Genomic DNA, 18488 nt, shown 5'->3' with positions numbered 1-18488 from the left:
GTTCCGGCGCGAGAATGGGGATTCCTGAACCCTGCCGACTGCCATGACCGCCGCTACCGATCCGCTGATCTCCCTTTCGCACTATTACCTGCCGGTCTACAAGCCCCGCCAGGTGGTACTGGAGCGAGGCCAGGGCGCCCGCGTGTGGGACAGCCAGGGCCGTGAGTTCATCGACCTGGCTGCCGGCATCGCCGTGTGCGGCCTGGGCCACAACGACCCGGACCTGGTGGCCGCGCTGGTCGAGCAGGCCGGCAAGCTCTGGCACACCAGCAACGTGTTCTACAGCGCGCCGCCGCTGCACCTGGCCGAGGAGCTGGTGAAGGCCAGCCGCTTCGCCGAGCGCGTGTTCCTGTGCAATTCCGGCGCCGAAGCCAATGAAGTGGCGATCAAGATGGTCCGCAAGTGGGCCTCCAGCCAGGGGCGTCCGGCCGACAAGCGGGTGATCATCACCTTCCGCGGCAGCTTCCACGGCCGCACCATGGGCGCGGTGACCGCCACCGCCCAGCCGAAGTACCAGGAAGGCTACGAGCCGCTGCCCGGTGGCTTCCGCTACATCGATTTCAACGATGAGGTGCAGCTGGAAACCGCGATGGCCGCCGGCGATGTGGCGGCGGTGATGCTGGAGCCGATCCAGGGCGAGGGCGGCGTGATGCCGGCCAAGTCCGGTTTCCTCAAGCGCGTGCGCGAGCTGTGCGACCAGCACAACGCGCTGCTGGTGCTCGACGAGATCCAGGCCGGCATGGGCCGTACCGGTACGCTGTTCGCGCACTGGCAGGACGACGTGGTGCCGGACATGGTCACCCTGGCCAAGGCACTGGGTGGCGGCTTCCCGATCGGTGCGATGCTGGCCGGCCCGAAGGTGGCCGAGACCATGCAGTTTGGCGCGCACGGCACCACCTTCGGTGGCAACCCGCTGGCCGCTGCGGTGGCCCGCGTGGCGCTGCGCAAGCTGGCCTCGTCGGAGATCGCCGCCAACGTCAGCCGCCAGTCGAAGGCGCTGCGCGATGGCTTCGCGCGCATCAACGAAGAGTTCGGCGTGTTCAGCGAGGTGCGTGGTCGCGGCCTGATGCTGGGTGCGGTGCTGAGCAAGGACTTCGCCGGCCAGGCTGGTGCGATCCTCGACCACGCTGCCGGGCAGGGGCTGCTGACCCTGCAGGCCGGCCCGGACGTGCTGCGATTCGTGCCGTCGCTGAACATCACCGACGAAGAAGTGGCCGAAGGCCTGAAGCGCCTGCGCGCGGCAATTGCCGCGTTCATCGCCGCGCGCTGACGCCCTGGCGTCGGGGTCGGATCCCTCTCCTGCAGGGAGGGCTCTGACCCCGATCAGCCCACCGCGTAACGCTTCAACACCTTGCCCAGCCCACGGCCATCGCGCACGGTTTCCGCGTGCAGGCCGGCGGCGCGTGCGCCGCGCACGTTGGCGAACAGGTCATCGACGAACAGCGTGCGCGCAGGTGCCACGCCGAGTACCTCAAGCGTGCGCAGGAAGACTTCCGGCGCCGGTTTGCGCAGGCCGAAATCGGCGCTGCAGAACACGCGGTCCTGCAGGGCAGGGAACAGTTCCGGTAGCAGGGTGGGCAAGGCCTGTTGCATCAGCGCGCCGTTGTTGGTCAGCACTGCCATCGGCAACTGCAGTGTCTGCAGTCGCTGCAGCACCGCGCGCTGCGGATGGCTGGCGGCCTGGCGTGCGGCGGTCCATGTCGTCACATCGGCGGGTCTGCCCAGCAGTGCGCACAGCCGTGCCAGGTAGGCCGGACCATCCAGCGTGCCATTGTCATGTGCCGCTTCCAGCCCGCTGTCGTACAGCGCGGCCTGCACGGTTTCCGGCATGACATCCAGCGCCTGCGCAAGGTGCAGCACGCGCTGCGCGCGCTGGTACTGCACCAGCACGCCATCCACATCCAGCAGCAACAGGTCGATCCGCATTGGTCGAGCATGCCATTGCAGTGAACACGCGGGAAACCCTGGAGCAGCCATGCGACAGACGGTCGCAGACGCGGCCGCAGGGGCCTGCCTAGAATGGCGCTTGAATCCGCAGGAGATGCAACGATGAAGGCTTGGATGGTGGCAGTGGGACTGGGCGCGCTGATGCTGGCGCCGTCGGCGATGGCGCGGGTATGTGCGGTCAGCATCGACAGCACCGACCAGATGAGCTTCAGCAGCCGCGAGATCAAGGTGGCGGCCGACTGCACCGCCGTGGATCTGACCCTGCGCCATACCGGCAAGCTGGCTGTCACCGCGATGGGCCACAACTGGGTACTGACCCGCAGCGCTGATTACCAGCCGGTAGCGATGGCCGGCATGCGCATGACCCTGGCCGACAGCTACCTGCCGAAGGCCGACAAGCGCGTGCTGGCGCACACCAAGGTGATCGGCGGCGGCGAGACCACGCGCGTGCGCTTTTCCACCCAGGGCCTGCAGAAGGGGGGCGACTACACCTTCTTCTGCTCGTTCCCCGGCCACTTCGCGATGATGAAGGGCAAGTTCGTCTTCGGTTGAGCAGCCACGCATGGCGTGGCTCTACCAGTAGATCCACGCCATGCGTGGATGAAAAAGGGGACGGAGGGGATTAAGTCGTTTGTGCACAAACGACTTAATCCCCTCCGTCCCCTTTTTCGTGCAGAGCGGGCTCAGCCCTTGGCGGCCTTGAACGCCACGCATGCAGCGGCGAGGGTGGCCTCGATCACCGCGTCATCGTGAGCGCTGGACAGGAAGCCGGCCTCGTACGCCGACGGGGCCAGGAACACGCCCTGCTCCAGCATTGCGTGGAAGAAGCGGTTGAACGCCGGAATGTCACAGGCGGTGGCCTGCGCATAGGTCTCCACTTTTTCACTGGTGAAGAACAGCCCGAACATCGCGCCCACGCAGGTGGTGGTCACGACCACGCCGGCGTCGGCGGCGGCCGCTTCCAGGCCGGCACACAGGCGCGCGGTGCGCTCGGCCAGGTCGGCGTGGAAGCCCGGCTGCTGGATCAGTTCCAGCATCGCCAGGCCGGCGGCCATCGCCACCGGATTGCCGCTCAGCGTGCCGGCCTGGTAGATCGGGCCGGCCGGGGCGATCTGCTGCATCAGTTCGCGGCGGCCGCCGTAGGCACCCACCGGCATGCCGCCGCCGATGATCTTGCCGAAGGTGGTCAGGTCCGGGGTGATGCCGTAGTGCGCCTGTGCACCGCCAAGGGCAACGCGGAAACCGGTCATCACTTCGTCGAAGATCAGCAGCGCGCCATGCTTCGTGCACAGTTCGCGCAGGTGCTGCAGGTAACCCTCGCGTGGCGGAATGCAGTTGGCGTTGCCGACCACCGGTTCGATGATCAGGCCGGCGATGTCGTCACCCTGCTGTTCGAACAGGGCAGTAGCCGCTTCGAAGTCGTTGTAGGGCAGGGTCAGGGTTAGTTCGCTCAGGCCGGCCGGCACGCCCGGCGAGGTCGGCACGCCCAGGGTCAGCATGCCACTGCCGGCCTTGACCAGGAACGAGTCGCCATGGCCGTGGTAGCAGCCTTCGAACTTGACGATGCGGTTGCGGCCGGTGGCACCGCGCGCCAGGCGGATGGCCGACAACGTAGCCTCGGTGCCGGAGTTGACCATGCGCACCATCTCGCACGACGGCACCAGGCGGGTGATGGTCTCGGCCATGGTGACTTCGGCCGCGCACGGCGCACCGAAGGACAGGCCATTGTCGATCGCCTTCTTCACCGCCTGGCGCACGGCCGGGTGGTTGTGGCCGACGATCATCGGGCCCCAGGAACCGACGTAATCGATGTAGCGGTTTCCATCGACGTCGTACAGGTAGGCGCCATCGGCGCGCTCGACGAAGAACGGTTCGCCGCCGACCGATTTGAACGCGCGCACCGGCGAATTGACGCCGCCCGGCAGCAGCTGCTGGGCGCGGGAGAACAGGGCGTGGGACTGGTCGTGGTTCATGCGGATTTCCTGGGCATTACGCGAACTGGGCGAGGTAGGCGCGCTGGATCGCAACCGGGTCTTCGGCGGCGAACACGCTGCTGACCACGGCGACCAGATCGGCGCCGGCGTCGATGATGGGACCGACATTGTCCGGCGTCAGGCCGCCGATCGCCACCCGCGGCACGCCCAGTGCGGCGCTTTGCCGCAGCAGGTCGGTGTGGGCGCGGCTGCTGGTGATCTTGGTGGTGGTCGGGAAGAACGCGCCGAAGGCCACGTAGCTGGCGCCGGCGGCCACGGCCTGCTCGGCATTGGCCAGCTGGTCGTAGCAGGACGCGCCGATGATGGCCTCGGCACCAAGCAGCGCACGCGCGCTGGGGATGTCACCGTCGGTGCCGCCCAGATGCACGCCGGCGGCGCCGACCGCCTTCGCCAGCGCCGGGTCGTCGTTGACGATCAGCGGCACGCCGTGTTCCGCGCACAGCGCCTGCAGGGCGGTGGCCTGCTCCCGCCGCAGCGCGTCGCTGGCGGTCTTGTTGCGGTACTGCAGCCAGGTGGCGCCGGCGGCCAGCAGCGGCGCGGTGCGGGCCAGCAGGCGCGCGGTATCGGGCTCGTCCGGGGTGATCAGGTAGACGCCGCGGGGCGCCGGGGAAGCAGAAGTCATCGATGGCTACCGGTGAGTGGGCCGCGATGGGACAATGGCGGCCCGTGAATCCAGCCTTGATTATCCGATGAGCGATGCCACCCCCACCACCTTGCGTACCTGGATGTGCGTGGTCTGCGGCTTTCTTTACAGCGAAGCGGAAGGCTTGCCGGAAGAAGGCATCGCGCCGGGGACGCGCTGGGAAGACATTCCCGAGACCTGGACCTGCCCGGATTGCGGCGTGACCAAGGCCGATTTCGAGATGGTCGAGGTCGATTGATGGCGGGGCCTGCAGGCCCTTCTGTGGGTGCGGACCGTTGGTCCGCACACCGGACACCCTCAATGCAGCCGCGGCACTGGCCCGCCGAGGTCGATCAGCTTCTCGCGCAGCCACTGCGCATCGCTGGCTTCCGGGTTGCGCTTCAGATACTGCCCCAGGTCGTGGCGGGCACCGGCCAGGTACTCCAGCTGCAGGTAGGCCAGGCCGCGATCACGCAGCGCGTCGTCCTGCTCCGGGGCCAGCTTCAGCAGGCGGTCGGCACTGCGTGCGGCACGGTCCCATTCGCCCGCTTCGGCATACACACCGTGCAGGTTGCGCAGCATCCGCATCAGGATCGCGCGCGCAGGGGCCGGGTCGAGGATCTGCGCCAGCACCTGGTCGTCGGGCATCTGCCCGCCCAGGTGTGACTTGGCTCGCTCGCGCAGTTCGTCCACGTCCAGCGGGCGGCCGCCATTGAACGGGTCCATCACCAGCACACCGTCGTCCACCGGCAGGCGCACCAGGAAGTGGCCGGGGAAGGACACGCCGTCGAGCGGGATTCCCAGTCGGCGCGCGACTTCCATCTGCACCAGCGCCAGCGAGATCGGGTTGCCCAGGCGGCGCTCGAATACCTGGTTGAGGTAGCTGTTGCGCGGGTCGTAGTACTCGTCGTGGTCGCCGCTGTAGCCCAGCTCGTCGAACAGATGGCGATTGATCGCTGCCATCTTCAATGGGCTGTTGTCGATGCTGTCCACTTCCGAACGGAGGTGGTCGACATGGCTCTGGATCAGCGCGTCATAGGTGGACGGCTGCAGATCGGGGTATTCATCGCGCGCGATCAGCAGCGCGGTCGGCAACAGTGGCAGCGCCTCGTCTTCGAGGTCGGCCAGTGCATCCCAGTCGGGGAGTGAGATCTGGTCCTGCATGACCACAGACTGGCGTCATTCGCAGGCGGTTTCAAGCGGTGCCGCGTGAAAAGAACATCGCCTTGGAAATGTCGTGTCGACCAAGGTCGACACCTACCAACAGCCGCCGGCCAACTGTCAGAGGTGGGGCGGCGGTGTGGGCTTGCAGGACCGCAGGCGCCATAGATGGCGCCTACGAGCCCCCAGGGACGGGTTTACGGCGTGTCCTGCAAGTCCACACCGCCCCGCCATCCCTCGGTAACCCAGCTTTTGCCTTTGATGTTGATTCGGCGGGTGCCGGCCGCTGGCCGGCCGCATCGTTTACTTTTCGATGCCCGGGCCGAAGGTCAGCTGGGTCCCGTCCTTCAGCTTGAGCTTCTCCGCCTGACCGGCGTTGAGCTCCAGCACATAGCGCGCCGGGCCACCGCTGGGGTAGGGCGGGCACATGTCGCCGGCCGAGCACGGCGGCACGTCGCGCTGCTGGCTGACAAGCTTGCGCTGGCTGTCGAAGTACAGGATGTCCAGCGCGATCCTGGTGTTCTTCATCCAGTACGCCTGCATTTCCTCGCGGTCGTGGATGAACAGCATGCCGTGGTCGGCCGCCATCTGGTCGCGGAACATCAGACCGCGTGCGCGGGTTTCATCGTTGGTGGCCAGCTCGACCTGGTAGCGGGCGCCATCCAGTTCGACCCAATGGCGGGCCGCGTCGGTAGCACAGCCGGCCAGGGCCAGCAGCGGAAGCATCAGCAGCGAACGCAACAGCGACATCGTCAGGATCCTTCGAAAGGGTCAGAGCACGACCGGCGGCTCACCGCCGACGATCACCACATCGGCGCGGCGGCGTGCGAACAGGCCGACGCAGACCACGCCCGGCAGCTGGTTGAGCTCGCGCTCCAGCTTTTCCGGATCGGTGATCTGCAGGTTGTGGATGTCCAGGATCTGGTTGCCGTTGTCGGTAACCACGCCTTCACGCCAGGTCGGCTGGCCGCCGGTCATGTCGCGGATCTGGCGGGCAACCAGGCTGCGCGCCATCGGGATCACTTCCACCGGCAGCGGGAACCTGCCCAGCACCGGCACCTGCTTGCTCGGGTCGACGATGCAGATGAAGCGCTCGCTGGCCTCGGCGATGATCTTCTCGCGGGTCAGTGCGGCGCCGCCACCCTTGATCAGGCACTTGTTGGCATCGCACTCATCGGCGCCGTCCACGTACAGCGACAGGTTGCCGCTGTGGTTCAGCTCGATCACCTCGATGCCGTGCTGCTTCAGGCGCGCGGTGCTCTGTTCGGAGCTGGACACGGCACCCTTGATGCGGTGCTGGATGCGGGCCAGGGCATCGATGAAATAGGCCACGGTGGAACCGGTGCCGACACCGACGATCATGCCGTCTTCAACGTACTCGATGGCTTTCTCGGCGGCCAGGCGCTTGGCTTCGGACATGGGAGAACTCTCAGGCAGGGAATCAGGATTTCTTTTCCAGCGACAGCAGCAGCTTCCACTGCGCGGCGGTCACCGGGAACACCGACAGGCGGTTGCCCTTGGCAACCAGCGGGAAGCCCTCGCCGAGTTCTTCGGCGTGCAGCTTGATCTCGTCCAGCGCGATCACCTGCTTGAGCTTGCGGTCGAAGGCCACGTCCACCAGCATCCAGCGCGGGTTCTCGCGCGTGCTCTTGGGGTCGTGGTAGTCGGATTTCGGGTCGAACTGGGTGTCGTCCGGATAGGCCGGGCTGGCGACCGTGGCCAGGCCGACGATGCCGGGCACCTTGGTATTGGAGTGGTAGAACAGGATGCCGTCGCCCACCTGCATGCCATCGCGCATGAAATTGCGCGCCTGGTAGTTGCGCACCCCGTTCCAGGGTTCGACCTTGACCTTGGCCAGGTCATCGATGGAGAAGGCGTCCGGTTCGGACTTCATCAGCCAGTAGCGCTTGCGGGCGGTCATGCGTTCACGGGGGCAGCGGAGGGGAACAGGGTGCCGTCTTCGGTGCAGATCGCATCCACCGGCACGTCCCACGACGCCACCGGCAAGGACTCGACCTGCTGCACCGCGAATGCAGCGCCGACCAGCCAGGGCGGCGCCGGCCGGTCGTGGCGGAAGGCGAAGCTGCGATCATACCAGCCGCCCCCCATGCCCAGCCGCCGGCACTGTGTGTCGAAACCCACCAGCGGGGTCACTACCAGCGCCATCTGCGCCGGTTCCAGGGTGTCTTCCACCGCCACGTCCGGCTCGGGAATGCCATAGCGGTTGCTGGTCAGCGGCTGCCCGGGGCGCCACGGTGCGAAGCGCAGCACGTCACCCGCCAGTACCGGCAGGCAGTAGGTCAGTGTGTCGGGTAGCTGCAACTGCCAGCGGTGCAGGGCAATTTCGCCATCCAGCGCCCAGTAGCCGGCCACGGCGCCTTCGCGCGGGGCGAACGGCAGGGCCAGCAGGGCATCGGCAAGCGATTCGGCGGCGGCGATGCGCTCAGCGGCGGAAAGGTCGCGGCGGCGTTGCCGCAGGTCGTGGCGCAGGGCCTGGCGCGGGTCGGTCATGGCAGCGTGCGGCAAGGATCAGCCGTCATTGTGCCGGAAAGAACAAGGGCGACGCCCGAAGACGCCGCCCTTGCTGGAATATTGCATTCTCCGCAATGTCGATGCATGCGAAACGACCTTGAACCCGGGGGCTCAAGTGGGAACGCTGGAGAACCATCGGGCTTCCCGCTACAAGGCGGACCTGCACTCCCGGCGCTGTCGCGCTCCCGGTGTCGTTCTTAAGGGACAAGGCGAATGTTTGCACATGCCGTCGAGTACCGCAGAGAACGCGTGGCCATTATAGCCAGCACGCAGGATCTGGATAGGCCGTTCGTCGGCAACAGTCCGTGCCAATTCAGATATGAGAAAAGGGGACGGAGGGGATTAAGACGTTTCCGGCACGGAAGGGGCGAATGCGCCTTGATTCCCTCCGTCCCCTCTTCTACGGGGTGCCGTCGATCGCGCGGTCCAGGCGCCGGTTCAGGTCGGCCAGCGTCTGCTGCAGGGCGACTGCCTGGCGGGCGTTCTCGTCGCGCAGCAGCTGCAGCTCGTGGGCCAGGTTCAGCGCCGCCAGCACGGCGACGCGGTCGACCGCGGCCATGCGGTTGCTGCCGCGGATTTCGCGCATGCGCGCATCGAGCAGGCGCGCGGCGGCCATCAGGCTGTCGCGTTCATCGCCGCCGACACCCACGGTGTATTCACGATCGAGGATGCGGACACTGACCGGTTCGGCGCTCATGTGTGCTGCTCCAGGGATTTGAGCCGGCTGATCATTGCTTCCACCCGCGAGCGTGCCTGCTCGTTCTTGGCCAGCAGCGTGGAACGCTCGGCCACCAGCTGTTCCTGCTGGTGGCGCAGGCTGCGGTTCTCCTCGGCCAGGCGCTGGTTGCGTTCAAGCAACGCTTCCACGCGGGCAGCGAAGTCCTGCAGCTGGGCAAGGGGATCGGCGGGTTCCATACGGGCACGATAGGCAAGCCGGGTAAGGGCGGTCAAGCGTTGTCGCAGCAAGGCCTGACGGCCGCAGAGAGGATGCCGTCGGGTTGCTACACTACGGGGTCTCACGGGCGCGCGCGTGCGCGCCCCGGGTTTCCTTTCCGAACGAGCCGCACGATGACCGAACTTCCCTCCGTCGACGACGTTACCCGCGCCAGCCAGGAACTGGGCCTGGGCGCCACCGCTGCCGAGCTGCACGGCGCACTGTGCGGCTGGCTGGCCGCCGGTGGTGCCCCCGGCAATGATTGGCCGGCGCGTGTGCTGGCCGACGACAACCTGCCGCCGGTGGCCGCCGACAGCGTGCTGGGGCAGCTGCTGCAGGTCACCATCAAGCAACTGGAAGACCGCGATTTCGCCTTCGAACTGCTGCTGACCGATGGCGACGACGTGTCCGCGCAGGCTGATGCCATGTTCAGCTGGACCCGTTCCTTCCTGGGCGGCTTCGGCCTGGGCAGCGGCGGCCGCCGCCCGACCCTGTCCGAAGAGGGCGAAGAAGCGCTGACCGACATGGCCAGCCTGGCGCGTGCCTCCAGCGAGGATTTCGAGGCCGGCGGCGATGACGATGACGAAGCCCTGTCCGAGATCGAGGAATTCATCCGCGTGGCGGTGTTGCTGCTGCACGGTGACGTGGTGCTGGCCTCGCGCCATCGGCAGCGCCTGAACTGATGGACATCAAGCAGCGCACCGGCATCGCGGCCGGCGAATACAAGCGTCGGCGCCGCCAGCTGATGGACATGGCCGGCGAGGATGCGATCCTGGTGCTTCCCGCCGCCGCCGAGAAGGTGCGCAGCCTCGATACCCATTACCCGTTCCGGCAGGATTCGGACTTCCAGTACCTGAGCGGCTTCCCGGAGCCGGAAGCGGTGCTGGTGTTGATCCCGGGCCGCCGCCACGGCGAGGCCATCCTGTTCTGCCGCGAGCGCGATGCCGAGCGCGAGGCCTGGGACGGCAGCCGCGCCGGCCAGGAAGGTGCGGTGGCGCAGTACGGCATGGACGATGCGTACCCGATCGACGATCTGGACGACATCCTGCCGGGCCTGCTGGAAGGGCGTTCGCGCGTCTATTACCACTTCGGTCGCGACGCCGATTTCGACCTGAAGCTGATCGGCTGGGTCAACCGCGTGCGTTCGCAGGTGCGCCACGGCGCGCAGCCGCCGCATGAGTTCCTGGAGCTGGGCCACCTGCTGCATGAGCAGCGCCTGTTCAAGTCCGGCGCCGAAGTGGCGCTGATGCACCACGCCGCGCAGATCAGTGTACGTGCGCATCTGGCAGCGATGAAGGCGGCGAAGGCCGGCATCCACGAGTACGAACTGCAGGCGGAGCTGGAACGCGTGTTCCGCGCCAACGACGCGGTGCCGGCCTATTGCAGCATCGTCGGTGCAGGTCGCAACGGCTGCATCCTGCATTACCGCGACAACAACGCACGTTCGCGCGATGGTGAGCTGGTGCTGATCGACGCCGGTGCCGAATACCGCGGCTATGCCAGCGACATCACCCGCACGTTCCCGGTGAACGGCCGCTTCAGCGCCGAGCAGCGCGCGCTGCACGACCTGGTCGGTGACGCGCAGGCCGCGGCACTGGCCCAGGCCAAGCCGGGCGTGGCCTACGAGATGGGTCACCTGGCGGCGGTGCAGACCCTGACCGAAGGCCTGCTGCGGCTGGGCCTGCTGAAGGGTACGCTGGAAAAGAACCTGTCCGAGGGCCTGTACCAGCGTTTCTACCGGCACAAGACCGGGCACTGGATCGGCATGGACGTGCACGACGTGGGTGACTATCGCCTGGCCGGCGATTCGCGGCTGCTGGAGCCGGGCATGGCGTTCACCATCGAGCCGGGGCTGTATATCGGCGTGGACGATACGACGGTGGAACCGCGCTGGCGCGGTATCGGCATCCGTACCGAGGATGACGTGCTGATCACCGATGACGGGCATCGCGTGATGACCGAAGGCCTGGCGCGCAGCGCCGACGAGATTGAAGCGGTGATGGCGGGGTAAGGGGTTTCGGCAGGGCTTGCAGCCCTGCACCTGCTGCAATCAACGGCAACGTCAAAAGCCGAAGCGGCATTCCGTGGGAGGGCGGGGCACTGTGGGTTTGCGGGGACGCCGCAAGTACGTCCCTGTAGCAACTGTGTTGCTGGAGAGTCTCAGGCCCGTCAGGTAAACGGGCACGGTAGTGCCGGCCGCTGGCCGGCAGCCTTTGGTCTTTCGCCCTGGCTCGCCTCAGGCGGGGACTAGCCCGCTTTCAGCGTCGCGCACACGGGCGTTGAGGATGACCAGCATCTTCCGCATCACTGCCACGATGGCCACCTTGCCTTCCTTGCCGCGGGCTCGTAGCGACTGGTAAAAATCGCGCAGCCGAGGTTCATGCCGCATGGCCGACATTGCCGCCATGTAGAGCACTTGCCGGATTTCGGCTCTTCCACCGTGGATGCTTCGTTTTCCTCTCATCGTGCCGCTGTCGTGGGACATCGGGGCTACCCCGACCAGGCTGGCGATGCGCTTGCCAGTGATCCTGCCAAGCTCTGGCAGATAGCTGGCTAGAACTGCCTGCAGCACAGGCCCTACGCCCTTCATCGACTTCAGCATCTTCAGTTGAGGCTGCTGACCAACCTGCTCGACGATCTGCTTGCCCAGACGCTCAACCAACGTTTGTAGGCGGGTGATGTTGCCCTGCAGTAGTCGGCGCAGTTCACGATCAAGCACCATTTCCTGCTGTTGCCGCGCGATGGTCAGGGCGTCCATCGCCTGCCGACGTGCCCGAACGAACTCCCGCATCTTCTGCTGCCAAGACTGCAGCGGCTGATAGGGAGGCAGCTTCACCAGGGCGGCCATCTGCGCCAACGCGTAGGCATCCAAACGGTCGGTTTTGGCAGTCTGACCCAACCCCTGAGCCAGTTTCCGGGCGCGCAAGGCATTGGCACGGGCCACCGGATGACCGGCCTTGTGCAGGAAATCCAGCACCGGCTGCTCATAGCCACCCGTGGCTTCAAGCACGATCTGGCGGGTCGGACGCTTCTTCAGCCAAACATCCAGTTCAGAAAACCCGGAGCGGTTGTTGCTGACCTGCAGGGTTTCTCCGTCCGTCGTACCGATATCCAGCTGACGCTTGCTGACATCAATCCCGATCCCGTTCATCACCTGACTCCGTATAGTCTGGAAGGGTCGAGAGCTCCCCCGCTTGCCCAGTCTTATCGCTTCGAGTGGTCGCTCCAGCAACTGTTCGGGCGGATCAAGGGAGATTCCGGCGTGGGCGCCAAGCTACATGGCGATCGTCGCGATCCTGGTTACGGATCGTCGAGATCTAGGCTCGCACGGCGGCCCACGCCGGCTCTCGACGCCTACGCTGCCAGATTCCGATCAGATAAGGCTTGGTCGCCGCATCCATGCGGCTCACACCCCGCAAACCCACAGTGCCCCGCCTTTGACAGGTTCAGGCGGCTGTTGGTGTGTGCCGACCGTTGGTCGGCACATCTGTCAGATATCGAATGAATCCTCCACGCATGGCGTGGATCTACTGGCCACTGCGGCCGTTGGAACGCGCGGCTGTTGGTAGGTGTCGACCTTGGTCGACACAGAGCGAGCGCAGCGAGCGACCCGCTTCTGCTTTTCTTTTTTCTTTTCCGTGGTTGAACGCGGCAGGAAACTGTCAGAGGCGGGGCGGGGTGGGTTCACGGCGTCCCCCGCGAACCCACCCCGCCCCGCCAAGCGCGGCTTTTGACTTCTGCGACCAACCACAAGGGGCTCAGCCGTTCGCCGCCGCAAACTCCGGCCGCGTCAGGTTGTCCGCCTCGCCCTCAGTGCAAAGCACTTCGTCTTCGATGCGGATGCCGCCATACGGACGGAAGAAGTCCACGCGCTCCCAGTTGATCGCATCGCCATGGCCGGCATCCTTCACTTCATTCAACAGCATGTCGATGAAGTACAGGCCCGGTTCGATGGTCACCACCATGCCCGGTTCCAGCACGCGGGTCAGGCGCAGGTACGGGTGGCCCGCCGGGCGCTCGATGCGGCCACCCTCGTCGCTGGCCGCGAAACCGGCCACGTCGTGCACCTGCAGGCCGATCAGGTGACCGATGCCATGCGGGAAGAACGCGGCGCTGACGCCGGTTTCCACTGCGGTCTGCGGCGAGACCTTGATCACGCCGAAGTCCTTCAGCACGCCCATCAGCGAAAGATGTGCGTCCACGTGCAGCTGCTTGTAGTCGAAGCCCGGGCGCACCGCTGCGCACATCTGCTGCTGGGCACCGTCGACGGCGGCGATCATCGCGGCGAACTCGTCGTGGCCCTGCGCGGCGTAGGTGCGGGTGATGTCGCTGGCGTAGCCGTGCGCGCTGGCACCAGCATCGATCAGGAAGCTGCGCAGCGGCTGCGGCGCCTTGCGGCCCAGCTCGGTGTAATGCAGCACGGCGGCATGTTCGTTCAACGCCACGATGTTGCCGTAGGGCAGCTCGTTGGCGTCCTGGCCGACGGCCTGGCAGTACGCCATATGGATGCTGAACTCGTCGGCGCCGTTGCGGAACGCGGCTTCGGCGGCACGGTGGCCGCGCACGCCCAGCACCTGCGCCTGGCGCATCAGCGCGATTTCATACGGCGTCTTGCTGCCGCGGTGCCATTCCAGGTAGTTCACCACCGGCGCCGGGTTGTTCGGCACGTAGTTGCCCAGCGTGCTCTGCGGCTCGCCGAGGATCGCGCAGCGCGACGGGTCGGCCGGCAGCAGGGCCAGCGCCTCTTCGGGCTTGCGGATGATGTGGATGTCGAAGTGCTCCACCCACCAGCCACTCGGTGCGTCCGGTACCACGTGCCAGTAATCGAACGGCTGGTGGAAGATCACCGCCGGACGCTTGCCGGGGGTGAACACGATCCAGCTGTTGGGCACGCGGGTCAGCGGCAGCCAGGCCTTGAACTGCGGATTCACCGCATACGGGTAGTCGCGGTCGTCGAACACCTGGTAGTGCAGGGTGCCGCTGGGCACCACCAGGTGATCGAAGCCGCCGCGGGCCAGCGCCTGTTCGGCGCGTCGGCACAGCACGGCCAGGTGGTCGGGATACAGGGCGCCGGGGTCTTGCTGGATCATTGCGGTGGCTCGACACGGAAAACGGCCCTAGATTCTGCCGCATACCGCGAAAAACCGCTGTGCCGGAACCGGCACTCAGACCGTCGAAACCGGTCCCTCGTCGCTGTCCTCGCCCACCCACTGGCGCAGCAGCTGCCGATGTTCGCGTGACAGGGTCAGGAAGCGGAAGCCGGTCCAGCTCTGGCCGGGAACGTGTGCGGGCTCGCTCCACAGCAGGTGCACGCCCACGTCGATGGCCTGCTGGCGGCCATCACCCAGCGGCAACGGGAAGCGCAGCTGGTACAGCGCATCCTCGCGCAGCGGCACGCTGGCCAGCATCAGCATGCCGGTTTCGGAGACATTGCCGAGGCGCCCGACCACGCACTCGCGCATCTGGTCGGTGACCGGCACCAGGTCCGAGACCTGGCGGCGCGGCGCGCGGCGGGTGTCCTGCGGCGGTACGGCTTTCATGCGGGGGTCTCCTGTGCGCGGCCCGTGGCCAGTGCGCGCAGCGCACCAAGGCTGGCTTCCCAGGCACGGTCGACCAGCCGGCCCTTGTCTTCGGTGACCAGTTGCGCGCGCCCGGCACTGATCTGCCGTGCCAGCGTATCCAGGTCGGTATCGGTGATCTTCTGCCCGCGTGGATTGACGAACAGGGCGTGGCCGGTCAGCAGGCTGTACCAGGACAGGCGCTGGCGGCGCAGCGTGCCATCACCGGTATCGATGTCGAACCAGCTGCCGAACGGCAGCGTGGACAGTTGCTGGTAGGCGGCTTCTTCGGCACTGCTGCGGGGCGTTGCAGGCGCCGTGCCGGTGGGCGCGCCGGCGTGTTCGCCCAGGCGCGCACGTGCCTTCAGGCGGGCACTGAGTTCGGTACGCGAGGTGCTTTCATCCTCGCCGCCGGGCGTGGCCAGCCTGCGCGCGACGGCGGCGGCTTCCTCGGCGTGGTAGCCGACCTGCAGCAGTGCGGCCTCCACGTCCGCTGCCAACGCGGTATCGGTGCCGCCGGGGGCGTCGATGGCCTGTGCGGTGATGGCAGCGATGCGCTCGGTCTGTTGCAGGCGTTCCTGCCACTGTGGCGAATCATCGCCATGGCGCAGGCGGGTGAGGGTCAGTGCATCGGCCCAGGCCTGGCGCAACAGGGTCTGCACGAAGCGCGGTGGCGACTGCGTGTCGCAGCACTGGTCGATCTGTGCGGTGGCCTGGCGACGGGCCAGTTCCAATCGTTCCTTGCCGCGCGCGGCTTCCACGTGGCGGCGCTCGGCCAGTTCGGCACGATGGGCCGCCGCGCGCTGGTGCTGCTGCACGTCTTCGTTGGCGGCGGCAAAGGCCTCCGGTGCGCGCGCATCCTGCCCCAGCAGGCCCTGCACGCTCTGCGCCATGCGCTGCAGCAGCTGTGGGTCGACGTCATCGTCGCCCAGCCAGTTGGCGCCGACTTCGGCAATCTGGTTGAGCAGCTCGCGCGCCGGGTGCTCGTCACGTACGAAGAAGCCCGGATCGGCCATTGCCGCACGTGCCAGGGGCACCTGCAGGCGGGCCAGCAGGGCGGCCGGCACCGGATCGGGACGCTGCTGCTGTTGCACCTGCTGCATCAGCATGCGCAGCAGGTCCAGGTTGTCCCGATCGTGACTGCCCAGCTGGGCCTGCGCACCATGCTCGCTGCGCAGCTGCGCGACCACGGCGGCCTGCAGGTCGGCCACGCCGGTTGCCGCGCTGGACTGAGCCTGCAGACGCGCGAGTACCGCGTCGACTGCCGCACTGGGCACTGCGCCGCTGTCCGCCGGGGCAGGGCTGGCGTGCCGGGCCTGCTGCAGCAGCTCATGCAAAGCACTGCCGGTGGATGTGGTCACGCCCGGCGTGGCGGGGCCGGCTGCACCACCCTCGTGGAAGGCGTCCTGTACCAGGCTGGACCAGGAGCCGGCCGGTGCCGAACCGTTCCAGCCGGTCAGTGGGGCCGCGCTGCGCTTGGCCGGCTGCGTGGTGCGGCCGCCACCCACCGACTGGGTGATGATCCGCCGCGTGCTCGACGAGCGTGCCAGGTAGGGGGTGTAGACCAGCCCCGGCAGTACGCCGGACTGGGCCAACAGGGCATTGGCACGGTCAAGGATATCGCCCAGCCGTTCCAGCACCTGCCGTTCGAAACTGCGATACAGCGCCAGCTGTACCTCGACGCTCAGCGCGTCCTGTTCGGCAATCCGGCGCACCATCGCGCACAGTGCCTGCGGCGCCAGCGGCAGGGTGTCGGCCTCGAAGGCCGGCGCCGCCGCCAGTACCCCCAGGCGTTGGCCGAGCAGGTTCAGTGTGTTGGTTGAACGCAGGGTTTCGCGCCGCACCATCTCGGTCAGCAGCAGGTCGCGATCCACTTCGTGCTCATCAACCAGCGACAGCCCGAGCATGCCCGGCAGCGCTGGCGGCGTAGCACTGGTGCTGACACCGTTGGCCGGTTCGCGCAACCGTGCGAGGGCGTCGGCAACGGCATCGAGCATGCGGTCGGCGAAGTGGCCAGCGAAGGCGTGCAGCTGTCCACGCTGGGCCATCAGTTCGGCCTGCTGCTGCGGATTGCGTGCGCGATCGGCGTCGTGCAGCAGGGTCTGCTCCAGCGCTTCGACAGTCAGGATCAGGGGCGCGGCCAGCGTCTGCCGGCACAGGCCGATCAGCGCGCCCAGCAGCTCACGTACCCGCGGTGGCAGGTCGCTGGCGGCCAGGCGGTTCTTGTCGGCAGGAGTGATGGAAAAGACAGCTGACATCGGCAGGCGGTATCCGGATTCCCGCGGATCGATCTGGTGAATCTACCGTGTCGGCCGCTGTCGGCGCTACTTTAGGGCGAATGTGCATCCCGTTCGCCAGGCATGGCCCGACCGATGAACGGTAGTGCCGGCCGCTGGCCGGCAATCCGCGCCGATCGAGCTGCCGGCCAGCGGCCGGCACTACCCGCTACTGCAAGACGCTCACTCCTCCAGGAACAGGCTCACCACATCGTTGGTGAAGCGGCGGCCCAGTTCGGTCGGCTGCACATGGCCATCGGTCACGTCCAGCCAGCCGTGCTGCACGGCCTCGGCCAACGGTGCATCCAGCACGCTGCGCGACAGCCCGGTACGCGACTCGAAATCGCGCAGGCCGAAGCCTTCGTGCAGGCGCAGCAGATTCAGCATGTACTCGAAGGGCAGGCGCTCAGGAGCGATTACATCGTCACCCCCGAACGAGGCCGGGGTGCCCGCGCTGTCCAGATAAGCCTGCGGATGCTTCAGCTTCCAGCGTCGCAGCACGTGTTCCTCTGCACCGGAGCTGATCTTGCCGTGCGCGCCGGCACCGATGCCCAGGTAATCGCCGAAGCGCCAGTAGTTCAGGTTGTGCGCGCTCTGCCGGCCAGGGCGTGCGTAGGCGCTCACCTCGTACTGGCCGAAGCCTGCCTGCGCCAGCAGGGCCTGGCAGTGTTCCTGCATGTCCCAGGCGTTGTCTTCATCGGGAATGCCCTGCGGCGGCCGCGCGAAGAACACCGTGTTCGGTTCCAGGGTCAGCTGGTAGTGCGAGATATGCGCCGGCTGCAGCGCGAACGCACGTTCCAGATCGGCCTCGGCACCGGCCAGGGTCTGTTCCGGCAGCGCGTACATCAGGTCGATGTTGAAGTTGTCGTAGCCCGCGTCCTGCGCCATCTTCACCGCGCGCTCGGCTTCGCCACTGTCGTGGATGCGGCCCAGGCGCTTGAGCATGGCGTCGTCGAAACTCTGGATGCCGAAGCTGAGGCGGTTCACGCCGGCTGCGCGGTAGCGGTCGAAACGGCCATGCTCGGCCGTGCCCGGGTTGGTTTCCAGGGTGATTTCGGCGTTGGGCGCGAAGCGCAGGCGCGCGCTGGCCTGCTGCAGGAAGCGGTCGATCGCTTCCGGCGGGAACAGGCTGGGCGTGCCGCCACCGAAGAACACGCTGTGCACCACCCGGCCCCAGACCAGCGGCAGGTCCTGGTCCAGGTCGCGCAGCAGCGCATCGATGTAGGCATCGAACGGCAGTTCGCCCTTGGCCTGGTGCGAATTGAAATCGCAGTACGGGCACTTGCGCACGCACCACGGCAGGTGCACGTACAGCGACAGCGGTGGCGGTACCAGCCGCGGCGAGGTGTCGTGGTCAGCGGAGCAGGCTTCGCCGGGCAGGTGGTTGCAGTGGTCGTGGGCGTGCGGCATGGGCTTCATCGGTAGTGCCGGCCGCTGGCCAGCTTCCCTGGTTCGATCGGGTGG

The 18488-nt window shown here is 67.0% G+C and carries 20 protein-coding genes and 1 other RNA gene; 5 read left to right on the top strand and 16 right to left on the bottom strand.

Annotated features, from left to right (window positions below; genetic code table 11):
- Positions 1–43 precede the first annotated feature (43 nt).
- Positions 44–1270, top strand: a complete 1227-nt coding sequence (locus ACZK2R_RS18785; protein WP_164222719.1) for an acetylornithine transaminase — start codon at positions 44–46, stop codon at positions 1268–1270.
- A gap of 53 nt (positions 1271–1323) precedes the next feature.
- On the opposite strand, the gene ACZK2R_RS18780 is transcribed toward ACZK2R_RS18785, so the two are convergent.
- Positions 1324–1926: an HAD-IA family hydrolase gene (locus ACZK2R_RS18780; RefSeq protein ID WP_180838347.1), complete on the bottom strand. Its 603-nt coding sequence runs from the start codon at positions 1924–1926 to the stop codon at positions 1324–1326.
- A gap of 123 nt (positions 1927–2049) precedes the next feature.
- On the opposite strand from ACZK2R_RS18780, the gene azu reads away from it, so the two are divergent.
- Positions 2050–2499 (top strand): azurin, encoded by a 450-nt coding sequence (gene azu / locus ACZK2R_RS18775; RefSeq protein ID WP_110713511.1) that lies wholly within the window; start codon positions 2050–2052, stop codon positions 2497–2499.
- A 131-nt stretch (positions 2500–2630) separates the two neighbouring features.
- Here the strand turns inward: azu and hemL are convergent, their stop codons facing one another.
- Together hemL and thiE are read right to left on the bottom strand one after the other, a co-directional pair.
- The gene (gene hemL, locus ACZK2R_RS18770; protein ID WP_180838346.1) at positions 2631–3920 is read right to left on the bottom strand and encodes a glutamate-1-semialdehyde 2,1-aminomutase; all 1290 of its coding nucleotides are present in this window, start codon (positions 3918–3920) and stop codon (positions 2631–2633) included.
- A gap of 16 nt (positions 3921–3936) precedes the next feature.
- A complete protein-coding gene (gene thiE, locus ACZK2R_RS18765) occupies positions 3937–4563 on the bottom strand; it encodes a thiamine phosphate synthase (protein WP_032128373.1) in 627 nt (208 codons plus the stop codon).
- A gap of 34 nt (positions 4564–4597) precedes the next feature.
- On the opposite strand from thiE, the gene ACZK2R_RS18760 reads away from it, so the two are divergent.
- Positions 4598–4822, top strand: coding sequence for a rubredoxin (locus ACZK2R_RS18760; RefSeq protein WP_080291769.1), 225 nt, complete (start codon positions 4598–4600; stop codon positions 4820–4822).
- Between the two features lie 59 nt (positions 4823–4881).
- On the opposite strand, the gene ACZK2R_RS18755 is transcribed toward ACZK2R_RS18760, so the two are convergent.
- The 8 genes from ACZK2R_RS18755 to ACZK2R_RS18720 form a co-directional block, all read right to left on the bottom strand.
- On the bottom strand, positions 4882–5727 hold the full coding sequence (locus ACZK2R_RS18755; RefSeq protein ID WP_049400716.1) for a SirB1 family protein: 846 nt from the start codon (positions 5725–5727) through the stop codon (positions 4882–4884).
- 300 nt (positions 5728–6027) lie between these two features.
- Positions 6028–6474, bottom strand: coding sequence for a DUF192 domain-containing protein (locus tag ACZK2R_RS18750; protein WP_180838345.1), 447 nt, complete (start codon positions 6472–6474; stop codon positions 6028–6030).
- A gap of 21 nt (positions 6475–6495) precedes the next feature.
- Entirely contained in the window at positions 6496–7143 is a 648-nt protein-coding gene (rpiA, locus tag ACZK2R_RS18745) for a ribose-5-phosphate isomerase RpiA (protein WP_019338635.1), read from the bottom strand.
- 22 nt (positions 7144–7165) lie between these two features.
- Positions 7166–7645, bottom strand: a complete 480-nt coding sequence (locus tag ACZK2R_RS18740; RefSeq protein ID WP_032128370.1) for an EVE domain-containing protein — start codon at positions 7643–7645, stop codon at positions 7166–7168.
- Positions 7642–8235: a 5-formyltetrahydrofolate cyclo-ligase gene (locus tag ACZK2R_RS18735; RefSeq protein ID WP_107431543.1), complete on the bottom strand. Its 594-nt coding sequence runs from the start codon at positions 8233–8235 to the stop codon at positions 7642–7644. The genes ACZK2R_RS18740 and ACZK2R_RS18735 overlap by 4 nt, the downstream gene beginning before the upstream one ends.
- 83 nt (positions 8236–8318) lie before the next feature.
- Positions 8319–8504, bottom strand: a non-coding RNA gene (ssrS, locus tag ACZK2R_RS18730) — 6S RNA.
- 152 nt (positions 8505–8656) lie between these two features.
- Positions 8657–8953, bottom strand: coding sequence for a cell division protein ZapA (locus ACZK2R_RS18725; RefSeq protein WP_005410899.1), 297 nt, complete (start codon positions 8951–8953; stop codon positions 8657–8659).
- On the bottom strand, positions 8950–9171 hold the full coding sequence (locus ACZK2R_RS18720) for a TIGR02449 family protein (RefSeq protein ID WP_005410898.1): 222 nt from the start codon (positions 9169–9171) through the stop codon (positions 8950–8952). The genes ACZK2R_RS18725 and ACZK2R_RS18720 overlap by 4 nt, the downstream gene beginning before the upstream one ends.
- A 153-nt stretch (positions 9172–9324) precedes the next feature.
- Between ACZK2R_RS18720 and ACZK2R_RS18715 the strand changes: the two genes are divergently transcribed.
- Both ACZK2R_RS18715 and ACZK2R_RS18710 read left to right on the top strand, forming a co-directional pair.
- Positions 9325–9873: a YecA/YgfB family protein gene (locus tag ACZK2R_RS18715; protein ID WP_032128368.1), complete on the top strand. Its 549-nt coding sequence runs from the start codon at positions 9325–9327 to the stop codon at positions 9871–9873.
- Between the two features lie 5 nt (positions 9874–9878).
- Positions 9879–11201, top strand: coding sequence for an aminopeptidase P N-terminal domain-containing protein (locus ACZK2R_RS18710; protein ID WP_180838366.1), 1323 nt, complete (start codon positions 9879–9881; stop codon positions 11199–11201).
- A 225-nt stretch (positions 11202–11426) separates the two neighbouring features.
- Here ACZK2R_RS18710 and ACZK2R_RS18705 read toward each other — a convergent pair whose 3' ends face one another.
- The 5 genes from ACZK2R_RS18705 to hemW all read right to left on the bottom strand — a co-directional run bounded on the left by ACZK2R_RS18705 (position 11427) and on the right by hemW (position 18434).
- A complete protein-coding gene (locus ACZK2R_RS18705; RefSeq protein ID WP_180838801.1) occupies positions 11427–12341 on the bottom strand; it encodes an IS110 family RNA-guided transposase in 915 nt (304 codons plus the stop codon).
- A gap of 607 nt (positions 12342–12948) precedes the next feature.
- Positions 12949–14280 (bottom strand): Xaa-Pro dipeptidase, encoded by a 1332-nt coding sequence (gene pepQ, locus ACZK2R_RS18700; RefSeq protein WP_180838786.1) that lies wholly within the window; start codon positions 14278–14280, stop codon positions 12949–12951.
- Between the two features lie 75 nt (positions 14281–14355).
- Positions 14356–14730, bottom strand: coding sequence for a PilZ domain-containing protein (locus ACZK2R_RS18695; RefSeq protein ID WP_180838787.1), 375 nt, complete (start codon positions 14728–14730; stop codon positions 14356–14358).
- Entirely contained in the window at positions 14727–17006 is a 2280-nt protein-coding gene (locus tag ACZK2R_RS18690; RefSeq protein WP_125894953.1) for a DUF1631 family protein, read from the bottom strand. Before ACZK2R_RS18690 ends, ACZK2R_RS18695 begins: the two co-directional genes overlap by 4 nt.
- A gap of 201 nt (positions 17007–17207) precedes the next feature.
- Positions 17208–18434: a radical SAM family heme chaperone HemW gene (gene hemW, locus ACZK2R_RS18685; RefSeq protein WP_253145461.1), complete on the bottom strand. Its 1227-nt coding sequence runs from the start codon at positions 18432–18434 to the stop codon at positions 17208–17210.
- Positions 18435–18488 lie beyond the last annotated feature (54 nt).

Source organism: Stenotrophomonas sp. 96582_Sma (genome assembly GCF_056480905.1).
The sequence above is the reverse complement of the archived record's forward strand: the minus strand, read 5'-3'. Positions and strand labels throughout refer to the sequence as shown.